The sequence below is a fragment of the Allobosea sp. Root381 genome, assembly GCF_001429395.1.
Taxonomy (GTDB): Bacteria; Pseudomonadota; Alphaproteobacteria; order Rhizobiales; family Beijerinckiaceae; genus Allobosea.
Genome location: NZ_LMJT01000042.1, coordinates 90,896 through 105,425, shown reverse-complemented (window position 1 = coordinate 105,425; position 14,530 = coordinate 90,896). Strand labels below are relative to the sequence as shown.

At 67.5% G+C, this 14,530-nt stretch carries 15 protein-coding genes; 8 read left to right on the top strand and 7 right to left on the bottom strand.

All coding sequences use genetic code 11. The annotated features are described in order from the left end of the window. The first annotated feature begins 8 nt into the window (after positions 1-8). Positions 9-971 (top strand): glutathione S-transferase family protein, encoded by a 963-nt coding sequence (locus ASE63_RS23870; RefSeq protein WP_056807685.1) that lies wholly within the window; start codon positions 9-11, stop codon positions 969-971. Positions 972-1,075: 104 nt separating this feature from the next. Here the strand turns inward: ASE63_RS23870 and ASE63_RS23865 are convergent, their stop codons facing one another. Next, positions 1,076-1,525 carry a Fur family transcriptional regulator gene (locus ASE63_RS23865; RefSeq protein ID WP_056807850.1) on the bottom strand — a complete coding sequence of 150 codons (450 nt, stop codon included), beginning with the start codon at positions 1,523-1,525 and terminating at the stop codon, positions 1,076-1,078. A gap of 129 nt (positions 1,526-1,654) precedes the next feature. On the opposite strand from ASE63_RS23865, the gene ASE63_RS23860 reads away from it, so the two are divergent. The 5 genes from ASE63_RS23860 (at position 1,655) to ASE63_RS26990 (ending at position 5,633) form a co-directional block, all read left to right on the top strand. Beyond that, entirely contained in the window at positions 1,655-2,581 is a 927-nt protein-coding gene (locus tag ASE63_RS23860) for a metal ABC transporter substrate-binding protein (protein ID WP_082610240.1), read from the top strand. A gap of 17 nt (positions 2,582-2,598) precedes the next feature. Beyond that, the gene (locus ASE63_RS23855; protein WP_056807848.1) at positions 2,599-3,531 is read left to right on the top strand and encodes a manganese/iron ABC transporter ATP-binding protein; all 933 of its coding nucleotides are present in this window, start codon (positions 2,599-2,601) and stop codon (positions 3,529-3,531) included. Beyond that, a complete protein-coding gene (locus tag ASE63_RS23850; RefSeq protein WP_056807682.1) occupies positions 3,528-4,388 on the top strand; it encodes a metal ABC transporter permease in 861 nt (286 codons plus the stop codon). Before ASE63_RS23855 ends, ASE63_RS23850 begins: the two co-directional genes overlap by 4 nt. Continuing rightward, positions 4,385-5,227 (top strand): metal ABC transporter permease, encoded by an 843-nt coding sequence (locus ASE63_RS23845; RefSeq protein WP_056807681.1) that lies wholly within the window; start codon positions 4,385-4,387, stop codon positions 5,225-5,227. The genes ASE63_RS23850 and ASE63_RS23845 overlap by 4 nt, the downstream gene beginning before the upstream one ends. 148 nt (positions 5,228-5,375) lie before the next feature. Beyond that, complete coding sequence (locus tag ASE63_RS26990; protein WP_156410575.1) at positions 5,376-5,633, top strand: hypothetical protein; 258 nt, start codon at positions 5,376-5,378, stop codon at positions 5,631-5,633. Positions 5,634-5,698: 65 nt separating this feature from the next. Here ASE63_RS26990 and ASE63_RS23840 read toward each other — a convergent pair whose 3' ends face one another. Continuing rightward, positions 5,699-6,703, bottom strand: a complete 1,005-nt coding sequence (locus ASE63_RS23840) for an LLM class flavin-dependent oxidoreductase (RefSeq protein ID WP_056807679.1) — start codon at positions 6,701-6,703, stop codon at positions 5,699-5,701. Positions 6,704-6,916: 213 nt separating this feature from the next. Between ASE63_RS23840 and ASE63_RS23835 the strand changes: the two genes are divergently transcribed. After that, a complete protein-coding gene (locus ASE63_RS23835; protein WP_056807676.1) occupies positions 6,917-7,105 on the top strand; it encodes a hypothetical protein in 189 nt (62 codons plus the stop codon). Positions 7,106-7,114: 9 nt separating this feature from the next. Here the strand turns inward: ASE63_RS23835 and serA are convergent, their stop codons facing one another. The 3 genes from serA to ASE63_RS23820 all read right to left on the bottom strand — a co-directional run bounded on the left by serA (position 7,115) and on the right by ASE63_RS23820 (position 9,905). Beyond that, positions 7,115-8,371, bottom strand: a complete 1,257-nt coding sequence (serA, locus tag ASE63_RS23830; protein ID WP_056807674.1) for a phosphoglycerate dehydrogenase — start codon at positions 8,369-8,371, stop codon at positions 7,115-7,117. 102 nt (positions 8,372-8,473) lie between these two features. Further along, positions 8,474-8,914: an NfeD family protein gene (locus ASE63_RS23825; RefSeq protein WP_056807672.1), complete on the bottom strand. Its 441-nt coding sequence runs from the start codon at positions 8,912-8,914 to the stop codon at positions 8,474-8,476. Between the two features lie 10 nt (positions 8,915-8,924). Then, positions 8,925-9,905, bottom strand: coding sequence for an SPFH domain-containing protein (locus ASE63_RS23820; protein WP_200962616.1), 981 nt, complete (start codon positions 9,903-9,905; stop codon positions 8,925-8,927). 251 nt (positions 9,906-10,156) lie between these two features. Between ASE63_RS23820 and ASE63_RS23815 the strand changes: the two genes are divergently transcribed. Then, the gene (locus tag ASE63_RS23815) at positions 10,157-12,568 is read left to right on the top strand and encodes a transketolase (protein WP_056807670.1); all 2,412 of its coding nucleotides are present in this window, start codon (positions 10,157-10,159) and stop codon (positions 12,566-12,568) included. 157 nt (positions 12,569-12,725) lie between these two features. Here the strand turns inward: ASE63_RS23815 and ASE63_RS23810 are convergent, their stop codons facing one another. Further along, a complete protein-coding gene (locus tag ASE63_RS23810) occupies positions 12,726-13,031 on the bottom strand; it encodes a hypothetical protein (protein WP_056807668.1) in 306 nt (101 codons plus the stop codon). A gap of 117 nt (positions 13,032-13,148) precedes the next feature. Further along, the gene (locus ASE63_RS23805) at positions 13,149-14,228 is read right to left on the bottom strand and encodes a hypothetical protein (RefSeq protein WP_156410574.1); all 1,080 of its coding nucleotides are present in this window, start codon (positions 14,226-14,228) and stop codon (positions 13,149-13,151) included. Between the last annotated feature and the right edge of the window lie 302 nt (positions 14,229-14,530).

Genomic DNA, 14,530 nt, shown 5'->3' with positions numbered 1-14,530 from the left:
GGAATAGCATGGGCCTGCTCATCGACGGCCGCTGGCACGACCAGTGGTACGACACCGCCGAGAGCGGCGGCCGGTTTCAGCGCCAGGACAGCGCCTTCCGGAACTGGGTCACGCCCGACGGCTCGCCCGGTCCGAGCGGCCGCGGCGGTTTTGCCGCCGAGGCGGGGCGCTATCATCTCTATGTCTCGCTCGCCTGCCCCTGGGCGCACCGGGCGCTGATCTTCCGCGTGCTGAAGGGGTTGGAGCGCTTCATCGGCGTCTCCGTCGTGCATTGGCTGATGCTCGACAAGGGCTGGACCTTCGCTGCGGGCGAGGGCGTCGTGCCGGATCCGATCGGCGGGGCGCAGTATCTGCACGAGGTCTACACGAAGGCCGACCCCGACTATTCCGGCCGCGTCACGGTGCCGGTGCTCTGGGACAAGCGGACGGGCACGATCGTCAGCAACGAATCCGCCGAGATTATCCGGATGTTCAACTCCGCCTTCGACGAGCTCGGCGCGAAGCCCGGGGACTACTACCCGGCTACCTTGCGCGCCGAGATCGACGCGCTGAACGAGCGCATCTACGGCACCGTCAACAACGGCGTCTACAAGGCCGGCTTCGCGACGACGCAGGCGGCCTATGAGGAGGCGCTCGGGCCGCTGTTCGAGACGTTGGACTGGCTGGAGGAGCGCCTGGCGGCGCAGTCCTTCCTGGCTGGCGAGGCCATCACCGAGGCCGATTGGCGGCTGTTCACGACGTTGGTCCGCTTCGATGCCGTCTATGTCGGCCACTTCAAGTGCAACATCCGGCGCATCGCCGACTACCCGCATCTCAGCGCCTATCTGCGCCGGCTGCTCGCGGTCGAGGGCGTCGCGCAGACCGTCAATTTCGAGCACATCAAGCGGCACTATTACGAGAGCCACCGGACGATCAATCCCACCGGGATCGTGCCGGTGGGGCCGGATCTGTCGGGGTTGGCCGGCGGCTGAACCACACCGTCATTGCGAGCGCAGCGAAGCAATCCAGAGAGGCGTAGAGCGCTGCCGCTCCTGGATTGCTTCGCTGCGCTCGCAATGACGGAACCGTCGATACCTCAGCCCTTCTTCCGGCGCGAGGTGGGGCGCATCTTGCGGCCGTAGAGCTCCAGCCGGTGGCGGACGAGCTCGTAGCCGAGATCGGCGGCGATGCGGCGCTGCAACTCCTCGATCGCGTCGGACGAGAACTCGATCACCGCGCCGCTCTCGACATCGATCAGATGGTCGTGATGCTGCTGGCCGGCATGCTCGTATCGGGAGACGCCGTCCTCGAAGGAATGGCGCTCGATCGCGCCTTGCGTCTCCAGCACCTTCATCGTGCGATAGACGGTGGAGAGCGACAGCGTCGGGTCGTGGGCGAAGGCGCGGGTGAAGATGCCCTTCGCGTCGGGGTGATCGTCGGACTCCGCCAGCACGCGCAGGATCAGCCGCCGCTGCTGCGTCATCCGCAGCCCCGCATCCCTGAGCTGGCCCTCGAAAACGGCCACGCGCTGTTCGACTCCGGTCATCGCGACGGCATAGCAAACTTTGCGACGCATTTGCAAAAACACCTTATTGCAAATAGCTCGCAACTGCATTGACAGATGCAAGTGCGTTGCAATAGCGTAAGGGAGACTGACGATCCGACAGGAGAAGGCATGGTTTCGCGTCGATCTTTCATGAGCCGGTCCCTCGCGGGGTTGGCTGCCGCAGGGCTTTTGGCGGGCGGCTGGCTCGCGGTTTCCGGCCCGGCGCTGGCGCAGGAGAAGAAGCTGCGCGTCGTCACCACCTTCACCGTCATCCAGGACATCGCGCAGAACGTCGCCGGCGACGCGGCGATCGTGGAATCGATCACCAAGCCCGGCGCCGAGATCCACGACTACCAGCCGACGCCGCTCGACGTGGTAAAGGCGCAATCGGCCGACCTCGTGCTGTGGAACGGGCTCAACCTCGAACGCTGGTTCGAGCGCTTCTTCGAGAATGTGAAGGAGGTGAGGAGCGCGGTCGTCAGCGAGGGCGTCGAACCGATGGGGATCAAGGAGGGGCCCTATGAGGGCAGGCCCAACCCCCATGCCTGGATGTCGACCCAGAGCGCGCTGATCTATGTCGAGAACATCCGCAAGGCTCTGGCCGAGGCCGATCCTGCCCAGGCGGAGACCTATGCCCGCAACGCCAAGGCCTATTCCGAGCAGATCAAGGCGGTCGATGCGCCGCTGCGGGCAAGGCTCGACAAGGTGCCTGAGGACAAGCGCTGGCTGGTTTCGAGCGAGGGTGCGTTCAGCTATCTCGCCCGCGACTATGGCTGGCGGGAGGCCTATCTCTGGCCGATCAACGCCGACCAGCAGGGCACGCCGCAGCAGGTCCGCCGGCTGATCGACCTCGTCCGCAAGAACAAGATCCCGGCGCTGTTCAGCGAGAGCACGATCTCCGACAAGCCGGCGCGGCAGGTCGCGAAGGAGACCGGGGCGGCCTATGGCGGCGTGCTCTATGTCGACTCGCTTTCGGCCGAGGGCGGCCCGGTGCCGACCTATCTGAAGCTGCTCGAAGTCACCGTCGACACCATCGCGAAGGGCTTCGGCCAGTGAATGCCTTTGCCCCCGGTCTGCCCGCGGGGGCAGGCATTTCGCCCTCGATTTCGGTCGAGGGCGTGACCGTGCGCTATGCCAGCGGGGTCACGGCCGTCACCGATGCCTCGTTCTCGCTGGGCGCAGGGACGATCTGTGCGCTGGTCGGCATCAACGGCTCCGGCAAGTCGACGCTCTTCAAGACGCTGATGGGCTTCCTCAAGCCGGCGCGGGGCCGTGTCGCCATCGCCGGCTTGCCGGTGCGCCAGGCGCTCAAGCGCGGGCTCGTCGCCTATGTGCCGCAGGCCGAGGAGGTCGACTGGACCTTCCCGGTGCTGGTCGAGGACGTGGTGATGATGGGGCGCTACGGCCATATGGGTTTCCTGCGCCTCGCCAGGCAGGTGGATCGCGACGCGGTCAAGCAGGCGCTTGCCCGGGTTAACATGCTCGATTTCCGCAAGCGCCAGATCGGCGAATTGTCGGGCGGGCAGCGCAAGCGCGTCTTCCTGGCGCGGGCGCTGGCGCAGGGCGGGCAGGTCATCCTGCTCGACGAGCCCTTCACCGGCGTCGATGTGAAGACCGAGGATGCGATTGTCGCCCTGATGCGCGAGCTTCGGGCGGAGGGGCGGCTGATGCTGGTCTCGACCCACAACCTCGGCTCGATCCCGGAATTCTGCGACCAGGTGGTGCTGATCAATCGCACCGTGCTGGCTGCCGGGCCGACCGAAACGACCTTCACCCAGGCTAATCTCCAGCGCGCCTTCGGCGGCGCGCTCAGGCATTTCCGCCTCGGCGGCGCCGCCCTGCACGACGACAAGGACGAGCGCCGCGTCACCGTCATCACCGACGACGAGCGCCCGCTCGTGCTCTATGGCGAGCGCGACCGTGAGACGCTCGCCAGCGGCGGCAAGGAGAACGGCAATGGCGGGAACGGCGACAAGGATGCGGGCGTAAAGGGCGGCACGCCATGATCGAGCTGCTGCTGGAGCCCTTCGGCTATCAGTACATGATCCGGGCGATCTGGGTCTCGGCGCTGGTCGGCGGGGTCTGCGCCTTCCTGTCCTGCTTCCTGATGCTGAAGGGCTGGTCGCTGATGGGCGACGCGCTCGCGCATGCGATCGTGCCCGGCGTCGCGCTGGCCTATCTCCTCAAGGTGCCATACGCCGCCGGCGCCTTTTTCTCCGGCCTGCTAGCGGCGCTGGCGATGGCGCTGGTCCGGGTGCGCACGCAGCTGCGCGAGGATGCGGTGATCGGCATCGTCTTCACGACCTTCTTCGCCGTCGGGCTGCTGATCGTCTCGATCAACCCGACCTCGGTGAACGTCCAGTCGATCGTGCTCGGCAACATCCTCGGCATTTCCGACGAGGACGTCGTGCAGGTCGCGATCATCGCCGCCGTCTCGCTCGTCGTCCTGGTGGCGCGCTGGCGCGACCTGATGCTGGTCTTCTTCGACGAGAACCAGGCGCGCTCCGTCGGGCTCTCGCCGACGCGCCTCAAGATCCTGTTCTTCATGCTGCTCAGCGCCTGCACGGTGGCGGCGCTGCAGACGGTCGGGGCCGTGCTGGTCATCGCCATGGTGATCACGCCCGGCGCCACCGCGTACCTGCTGAGCGACCGCTTCGGCCGGCTGATCTGGATCGCCGTCGGGCTCGGCGTCGTCACCAGCGCGGCCGGCGCCTATGCCAGCTATTTCCTCGACGGCTCGACGGGCGGGCTCATCGTCGTGTTCCAGACCGTGCTGTTCCTGCTTGCCTTCGTCTTTGCGCCCAAGCATGGGCGGCTCGCTGCCGCCCGCGCCGCCAGAGCCGTGTCGGAGCCGGCGCCATGAGCCTGATCGAAGCTTGGTTGATCGCGCCACTGGCGCATGAGTTCATGCAACGTGGCCTCATCGTCGCCGTCCTGGTCGGCATCGTCTGTGCGGTGCTGTCCTGCTTCCTGATCCTCAAGGGCTGGTCGCTGATGGGCGACGCGGTCTCGCATGCCGTGCTGCCCGGCATCGTGCTGGCGCAGATCGCCGGGCTCCCGCTTGCCGTGGGGGCCTTCGTCGCGGGCCTCGGCTGCGCGCTCGGCATCGGCTACCTCAAGGAGAACAGCCGGGTGAAGGAGGATACGGTGATGGGCATCGTCTTCTCCGGCATGTTCGCGCTCGGCCTCGTCATGTTCGTCAAGGTCGACAGCGACCAGCACCTGCTCCACGTCCTGTTCGGCAACATGCTGGGCGTGCGCTGGGCCGACATCGCCGAGACCGCGGCGATTGCCGTACCGACGGTCGCGATCATGCTGGCGAAGCGTCGCGACTTCCTGCTGCTCGCCTTCGATCCCGCTCATGCGCGGGCGATCGGCCTGCCGGTTCGGACTCTGAATGTCGGTATGCTGATCCTGCTGGCGCTGACGATTGTCGCCGCGCTGAAGGCGGTCGGCATCATCCTCGTCGTCGCCATGCTGATCGCGCCGGGCGCCATCGGTTTCCTGGTGACGCGCCGCTTCGATGCCATGCTGGCGGTTGCGATCGGGGCCGCGACGCTCTCCAGCGTGCTCGGCACGATCCTGAGCTTCCATCTCGATGGGGCGACCGGGCCCTGCATCGTGGTGGTGCAGGCCGTGTTCTTCCTGGCGGCGCTGGGCCTCAACCAGCATCGCGCGGCGCGAGTGGCAGGCGCCGCCTAGCCCCACATCCTGTTCGGTCCGTGTCAGCGGAACAAAGCGACGGCATGGACGATTGGTCTTTGCCGAGCCGTCGGTCGTTATGCCGTTCAGGCTCGGTACATCGCGCGGGGGCATCCCTGCCGGCCACACCGCAAACAGGGGATTCGACATGAAACCCGTTGCAGAGCCACATCGCCGCGGATTGCTGCGCATTCTGCTGGGACTGCCCGTCGCCGCCATGGCCGGAGTCGCCGCAACCACGGCAGCCGCCCAATACTATTATCGCGACGACGACGATGATGACCGTCGCCGCCGGTATGATCGCCGCCGGTATCGCGATGATGACGACGACGATGATCGCCGCCGACGCCAATGGCAGCGCCAGCAGCGCCGCCGGCGGGATTACGATGATGATGACTATGACTGATCGTCGGAAACGATGACCCGTCGAAGCGGTGCTTGTGCTCGTCCTTCGGGGGCCGTTGAGCCGGATCAGGCTGCGCGCGCGGACGCTCCGATCTCCGGGGCGATGCCGGCGAGGATTTCGTAGGAGCGCTTGCGCGCCGCATGGTCGAAGATCGGCGCGGTGACCATGATCTCGTCGGCCCGCGTCTCGGCCAGAAAGGCGCCGAGCTCGCGCTTCAGCGTCTCCGGCGAGCCGATGAAGGCGTAGCGCAGCATGCGCGAGACATGGGCCTTCTCGGCCGGCGACCAGTAGGCTTCGATGTCGAGGGGCGGCTGGAGCTTGCCGCGGGCACCGCGCACCATGCCGACGAAGCGCTGCTGCAGCGAGGTCGCAAGATGGCGCGCCTCGGCATCGGTCTCGGCGGCGATGACGTTGATGCCGGGCATCGCATAGGGCGCATCGAGCTGCTCGGAAGGCTTGAAGCGCTGTCGATAGACCGCCAGCGCCTCCAGCAGCGCATCGGGAGCGAAATGCGAGGCGAAGGCATAGGGCAGGCCGAGCTCGGCCGCGAGCTGGGCACCGAACAGGCTCGAGCCGAGAATCCAGAGCGGTACCTCGAGGCCAGCGCCCGGCACGGCCTGGATCACCTGGTTGGGGCCAGCCGGAGCGAAATAGGCCTGCAATTCAAGGACGTCCTGCGGAAACGTGTCCGCCGACATCGGATTGCGCCTGAGCGCGCGCATGGTGATCTGGTCCGTGCCGGGTGCTCGACCGACGCCGAGATCGATGCGGCCGGGGAAGAGCGCCTCCAGCGTGCCGAACTGCTCGGCGATGACGAGCGGGGCGTGGTTCGGCAGCATGATTCCACCGGCGCCGATCCGCATCGTCTTCGTCGCGGCGGCGAGCTGGCCGATGACGACCGAGGTCGCGGCGCTGGCGATGCCGGTCATGTTGTGGTGCTCCGCTACCCAGTAGCGGCGATAGCCCAGCGCCTCGGCATGGCGGGCGAGATCGATCGAGGCGCGCAATGCGTCGCCGGGCTCCTGGCCCTCGCGGACGGGAACGAGGTCGAGGACGGAGATGGCGACCATGATTGCCTCTGATTCAGTCCCGCTGCGGGAGCCGGTTGCGGAGGCAATCAGATGGGGCGGCTATGGCCGCTGATCCAGAGGCGGCGGCGCTCGCTCATGGCCCGTCTGCGCTGGCGTTCTGGCGCGGCCTACAGGGAACGTGCGGCCGGCTTGCGCGTTTTCCTCAAAAGGAAGCCTGCATCGTCGTCGAGGCAGGCCAATCGAGGGGTTGATATGACGACCAGTACCAATCCGGCCAAGGAAAGCCTGCGCAAGGAGCAGCGCGAGCAGCGCAAGGCCGTTCGCAAGGGCGGCAAGGACGCCGAGCTCGACGAGGCGCTGAAGGATACGTTCCCGGCGAGCGATCCGATCGCGCAGCAGGCGCCGACCAAGCCCGGCGCCGCCGACGAGCGCAAGCACTGATCGGGGCAATCAGGCGCGCTGGTAGAGCAGGCGCGCCCTGATCGTGCCGTCCAGCGAGCGAATCTCCTTCAGGATGTCGCGCGCATCGGCGCCGATGCTGTCGGCTTCCATCACGACATAGCCGACCTCGCCGTCGGTCTGGTAGTTCTGCGCGGCGATGTTGACGTTGCGGCTGGCGAAGACGTCGTTCAGCCGCCGCAGCATGCCGGGCACGTTGCGCTGAACATGGATGAAGCGCGTGCCGACGGCGCGCGCTGCAAGCTGGACCTGCGGGAAATTGACCGCGCCGACTGTCGAGCCGACATCGGAATAATCGATCATCTTTCGCGCGACCTCGGCGCCGATGCGCTCCTGCGCCTCCTCCGTCGAGCCGCCGACATGGGGTGTCAGGATCACGTTAGGCAGGCCCTGCAGCGGCGTGACGAAGCGGTCGGCGTTCGAGGCAGGCTCGACCGGGAAGACGTCGACCGCGGCGCCGGCGAGATGGCCGCTGCGCAACGCGTCCGCCACCGCATCGAGATCGACGACGGTGCCGCGCGAATTGTTGATCAGGTAGGAGCCGGGCTTCATCCTGGCGATCTGCGCGGCGCCGATCATGCCTGCGGTCTGCGGCGTCTCGGGAACGTGCAGCGAGACGATGTCGGCGAAGCCGAGCAGGTCGTCGAGGCTCGGCACCGAATCGGTGTTGCCGTGGCGCAGGCGATCGGTCTGGTCGTAATAGACGACGCGCATGCCCATCGCCTCGGCCAGCGTCGAGAGCTGGCTGCCGATGTTGCCGTAGCCGACGATGCCGAGGATCTTGCCGCGGACCTCGAAGGAGCCGTTGGCGGACTTGTCCCAGCCGCCCTCATGGGCCGAGCGGGAGCGGTCCGGGATCCGGCGCAGCAGCATCACGATCTCGCCGATGGTCAGTTCGGCGACGCTGCGGGTGTTCGAGAAGGGCGCGTTGAACACCGGCACGCCGCGGCTGCGCGCGGCCTGGAGATCGACCTGGTTGGTCCCGACCGAGAAGCAGCCGACGGCGAAGAGCCGGCTGGCATGGGCGAAGATCTCCTCCGTCAGCTGCGTGCGCGAGCGGATGCCGAGCACATGCACGCCCTCGATCGCCTTGAGCAGCGCCTCGCGGTCGAGCGCCTTGGGCAGGCGCTGCATGTTCGTGTAGCCGGCATTGACGAGCAGGTCGGCGGCGGAGTCGTTGATGCCTTCCAGCAGCAGGACCTTGATGCGGTCCTTCGACAGGGACAGGCGTTCGCTGGGTGCGGTCATGGTGCTGTTCGGTCTGGGCAAGGGAGCGCACGCTATAGACCCGGCCCGCCGCCGGAGAAACCGTTTCTTCGCATGGAAGCCGTGCGTCGCAGATGCGTCGGCTCAGCTCTTCTCCACCACGAGCGTCGCGCCCTCGACGCGCACGACCCTGACCTCCGAGCCGGCCAGAAGCTCGGGGCCGACGACGCGCCAGGACGAATCGCCGATGCGGATGCGGCCCTCGCCGCCGGTCATCGTGGCTTCCAGCCGGAAGACCTTGCCGATGAGCTGGCGGCCACGGTCGTTCAGGCCGGTAGCGGCATCGGGCTCCTCGCCCTTGCGACGGGTGAGAAGCCGCCCCACGAGCACGCTGACGAGGCTGAATCCGGCGAAGACGAGCGCTGCCGCCTGCCAGCCGATATCGGTGAGGCCAACGACGGCCCCGGTCACCAGCGCCGCGAGGCCGAGCCAGATCAGGAAGACGCCGGGGGCCAGAACCTCGCCGCCGATCAGGACGAGGCCGAGGATCACCCAACCCCAGGCTCCGAGAATGGAGGACAGCATCGGGCCGCCCTCAGGCGCCGCTGCGGCCGGCCGGCGGGACCGAGCCCTGCCGCCTGGCCTCGGCCGCGTCCGGCCCGAACACCGCCTTGGTCAGCTGGGCGATGCCGCCGACCGTGCCGGCCAGAGAGGCGGCCTCGATCGGCACGATCACCACCTTGCTGTTGGGCGCGCCGGCGATCGATTTCAGCGCATCGGTGTAGCGCTCGGCGATGAGGAAGTTCGCCGCCTGGATGTCGCCCTTGCTGATCGCTTCCGAGACCATCGCGGTGGCGTTCGCTTCCGCCTGCGCCAGTCGCTCGCGGGCCTCGGCGTCGCGGAGCGCCGCTTCCTTGCGGCCTTCGGCGGCGAGGATCTGCGCCTGCTTCTGGCCCTCTGCCTTGAGGATCTCGGCCTGGCGCAGGCCTTCAGCCTCGAGGATCGCGGCGCGACGGTCGCGCTCGGCCTTCATCTGGCGGTTCATGGCGCCGGCGATGTCGGCGGGCGGCAGGATGTCCCTGATCTCGATGCGCGTGACCTTGACGCCCCAGGGCGAAGCCGCGGCATCCATGACGCGCAAGAGGCGTTCGTTGATCTCGTCGCGATGCGAGAGCAGCTGGTCGAGGTCCATCGAGCCGACGACGGTCCGGATATTGGTCATGGTCAGGACCATCAGCGCGTCGTTGAGCGAGGACACTTCGTAGCAGGCCTTGGCGGCGTCGAGGATCTGGTAGAAGGCGGCGGCGTCGATGCGGACGCCGGCATTGTCCTTTGTGATCGCCTCCTGCGAGGGAATGTCGAGCACTTGCTCCATGACATTCACCTTGTGGCCGATGCGGTCGATATAGGGGACGATCAGGTTGAGGCCGGCGCTGAGCGTGCGCGAATAGCGGCCGAAACGCTCGACGGTATAGTTGTAGCCCTGCGGAACCGTCCTGACCAGGAAGGCGATCGTGATGATGACCAGCAGCACCAGCACGATGACGAAGATGCTGAAGCCCGACAACGTATCCATCTAACGCCTTCTCCCGATCCATAGCCTGCCGCTCCGGCAGGCGGGACGGCGGATGCAACCTGACGATTGCGACAGGCGAATGCAAGGTTGAGCGGCGGGGCGTTGCGGAATGGCGGCGGTATTAGCAACTTCCGCCAATCTGGCGCGATTGCTGGCAGGAACGGCCACGGACAGCCGCGACGGGGTCGCTATTTCCGCTCACATTGCCGTGGGATTCGTGCATCATCGCCTCGTTACTGGGAGAGCTGAACATGTCCGATCCGCGCCAATCCGACGATCCTCGCCTGCCGTTCCTGGCGGAGCTCGAGAAGAAGATCCTCTGGCTCGCCTCCTGGACGATCCACAACGCCAACCATCTGCGCCCGAGCGAGGACGGCATGAAGGTCGGCGGGCACCAGGCCTCCTCGGCCTCGCTCGCCACCATCATGACCGCGCTCTACATGGCGGCGCTCAGGCCGCAGGACCGCGTCGCGGTGAAGCCGCATGCCTCGCCGATCTTCCACGCCATCAACTATCTGATGGGGCTGCAGACGCGGGAGAAGCTGGAGAACTTCCGCGGCTACAAGGGCGCGCAGAGCTATCCCTCGCGAACCAAGGACATCGACGACGTCGATTTCTCGACCGGCTCTGTGGGGCTGGGCGTGGCGCAGACGCTGTTTTCGTCGCTGACGCAGGATTACCTGCGCGGCCATGGCTGGGGCACGGACCGTCCCGAGGGTCGCATGGTCTCGCTGATCGGCGATGCCGAGCTCGACGAGGGCAACATCTTCGAGGCCCTGATGGAGGGCTGGAAGCACGGGCTGCGCAACACCTGGTGGGTGATCGACTACAACCGCCAGTCGCTCGATGCCGTCATCCGGGAAGGGCTCTACGACCGCTTCGAGACGATGTTCCGCAATTTCGGCTGGGACGTGGTGACGCTGAAATACGGCCGCCTGCAGCAGGCGGCGTTCAAGGAGGCGGGTGGCGAGCAGCTGAAGGCCTGGATCGATTCCTGCCCGAACCAGCTCTATTCGGCGCTGACCTTCCAGGGCGGCGCGGCCTGGCGCAAGCGCCTGATGGACGATCTCGGCGACCAGGGCGCCGTAACGAAGCTGATCGAAAGCCGTTCCGACGCCGAGCTGTCGCGGCTGATGTGCAATCTCGGCGGGCACTGCCTGCCGTCCATCCTCGAAGCCTTCGAGGCGGTCGACCATGACCGGCCGGTCTGCTTCCTGGCCTATACCGTCAAGGGCTTCGGCCTGCCGCTGGCCGGCCACAAGGACAACCATGCCGGGCTGATGACCAAGGAACAGATGGACGGCTTCAAGGCCGCCAATGCTGTCCGCGCCGGCCATGAATGGGATCTGTTCGAAGGGCTCGACCGGCTCGAGGCCGAGCTCCGCGCCTTCCTCGACAAGGTGCCGTTCTTCGCCGAGGGCCGCCGCCGCTACAGCGCGCCTGCGCTGCCGGTCCCGGCCAAGCTCGAGGCCGGCATCCAGCCGGTGATGTCGACGCAGATGGGCTTCGGCAAGATCCTCGACGAGATCGCCAAGGCGGGCGGGCCGCTCGCCGACCGCATCGTCACCACGGCGCCGGACGTCACCGTCTCGACCAATCTCGGCCCCTGGGTGAACCGCCGCGGCCTCTTCGCCAAGGCCTCGATGGCCGACACCTTCAAGGACGAGCGCATCCCCTCGATGCAGAAATGGGAGTTCTCGCCCAAGGGGCAGCATGTCGAGCTCGGCATCGCCGAGATGAACCTGTTCATCAACCTCTCGGCACTCGGCCTGTCGCACGCGATCTTCGGCGAGCGGCTGATCCCGATCGGAACGCTCTACGACCCGTTCATCTCGCGCGGGCTCGATGCGCTGAATTATGCCTGCTACCAGGACGCCCGCTTCATGGTGGTGGCGACGCCGTCCGGCGTGACGCTGGCGCCGGAGGGCGGCGCGCATCAGTCGATCGCGACGCCGCTGATCGGGATGAGCCAGGATGGGCTCTGCGCCTTCGAGCCGGCCTTCGTCGACGAGCTTTCGGTGATGATGCGCTGGTCCTTCGACTATCTGCAGAAGGACGGGGAGGGCGATCCCGACGAGCGCACCTGGCTGCGCGACGAGACCGGCGGCTCGGTCTATCTGCGCCTCTCGACGCTGCAGCTCGAGCAGCCGCAGCGCGCGATGACGCCCGAGCTCAAAAGCGAGATCATCGACGGCGCCTATTGGCTGCGGAAGCCGGGGCCGAACGCCTCGGTGGTGATCGCCTATACGGGCGCCGTCGCAGCCGAGGCGATCAAGGCGGTCGGGCTGCTGGGCGAGGACCGGCGCGATGTCGGCCTGCTGGCGATCACGTCGGCAGACCGGCTCAATGCCGGCTGGCAGGCGGCCGAGCGGGCGCGCCAGCGCGGCAACCACCGCGCGACGAGCCATGTCGAGCGGTTGCTCGGCGATCTCTCGCGCGATTGCGGCATCGTCTCGGTGCTGGACGGCCATCCGGCGACGCTGGCCTGGCTCGGCAGCGTGCATGGCCACAGGCAGAAGGCGCTCGGCGTCGAGCATTTCGGCCAGACCGGCACGGTCGCGGACCTCTACCGGCATTTCGGCATCGACGCGAACGCGATCGTCCATGCCGCCAATGCCGCCTCGCCGGGACGGCCGGTGCGCTATCTGAAGGCGCTGCCGTAAACGTCATTGCGATGAGCATAGCGACGAAGCAATCCAGGGGTGCGTCGATTGCTGCCCCTCTGGGTTGCTTCGCTGCGCGCGCTGTGACGAGGAGCGCGGTCCCGTGTCCGCGCGGCGGCATTGGATGCCGCAGCGCGCACGAGATGACGGCCGCGGCTCAGTAGCGCGGGGTCGCGAAGGTATTCGCGAAGGGGTTGGCGCCGGCGCCGATGCGGGCCGGGAGCGTGCCTTCACCATAGAACTCGCCGATGCTGGCATAGGCCGGCGCCGAGGCGAAGTGCTGGCTGGCATAGCGGTTCATCGAGCCGACCGGCACGACATTGCCGGCATCGAGGAAGCTGCGCTTCTGGACGGTGACGCGCAGCGGGCCACGGCGGTTCTGGGCTTCCGCGATGGTGGCCAGCACCGTCGAGGCCGTGATGGTCACGGCGAAGACGGCGGCGAGGTGCTTGAGCGAACGCATGGCGACAACATCTCCGGAGTAGCGGCGACCCGCTTGACGTAAGGACGAAAGCTTCGGGAAGAAGCCTAACCTGCCGGAGTTAACGATCTTGTGAGTAAGGACCGCGTTTTCGCGCGGTCAGCGATTGGGCGGCCGCTTCGGCGGGATCGCGGCAGCGCTCCTGGTGCGAGGGGCCGGGACCGACGGCTCGGCCTCGGACTGGGACACCTTGCGGTCCGAGGGGAGGAGCTGTGCGCAGCCCTGCTGCCGGTTCCGCTCGGTCCGGGCGAAGGCGGCGCGCAGCGTGCGGTCCTCGCCGCCGTTGACGAGGTCGATGCGCTCGATCAGACAGGCGAGCTGCGACCGGTCGGCGGGCTTGTCGGCGTCGCCGCACCACCAGCCGCTCAGCGCCATCGGCACGGTGCCGCTGCTCATGCGGAAGGCGATGCAGGGCCGGCTCGCCTCGCCGTCGCTCAGCGTCGCATCGGCGGTCTCGACCGGGCCGAAACGTGTCCGGATCGTAGCCGGCGTGCCGCTGCGCTGGACCGACATGGCGCGTGCCGCGGCTTCGCGCACCAGCGCGATCAGGAAAGGCTGGGAGAGTTCGCGATGCTCGTGCTCCACCATCAGCCGCAGATGAAGATGCGCCGCCTGTTCGCCGAAGCCGCCGAAACCCAGGATTTCCTCGCGGCGCGAGCCGTCCGGACTGCGTCTCGCCTCGAAGCTCGCCGACATGCGCTCGAGTTCGGGCGCTTCCAGCGCGAAGATCGGGTTCGGCTTGATGATCGTAACCCAGCTGTCGCGGCTGGTGAGTCCCGGCAGCGGATCCTTGCGGATCGGGCGGCTGTCCTGTTCGGCTGACTCGGAGAGCGAAGCCCGGGCCGGCTCGCTGCCGGCCGACAGCGCGGCGACGAGGGACGCCGTCAGGCCGAGGCCGGTCGCAGCTGCGGCGCCGCGCCAGATCAGCCCGCTGGTCAGGCGCGGGATCGGTCGTTGCATCAGCGCGGCGAGGCCGCGCAGGCCGCGCCAGAGGTAGCGGCAGCCGGTCTCGATGCCGTCGGCGAGGCGGATCAGCGTGGCGGCGAGATCGATGCGCGCGAGCCGCCCGTGCAGGGCGCGAAGCCAGGCTTCCGGCTGCCCGGGGGGCAGCCGCCCGCGGGCTGCGGAGAACGCCGCCGCGAAGCGGCCCTGCAGACGCAATGCGAATTGATCCGACACGACTCCCATCCCGTTCCGCCGCGCCGCTCCCCAGCGGCACGGTCGTACTCACCCGGCGCGGAGGGTGAGGTGAGGCGAGTCAGCGGGCGGTTACCGGCGGCGGGGAATCGCGCTGCAGCGTGAATGGCGGGTCAAGAAGCAGGGTTAACGTGGCAGGGCTTGTGCCGGGCCGGACGGCACCGCGGCGAGCCGATTGACTTTTATCCGTCGAGGGTGTTCTCAGATCGGCGTGGCATGAGGGGCGTTCCGTTCCGCGTGCCCGCCGCGAAGCTTCAGCCTTTTCGGGATTGGCCCTGTGACTG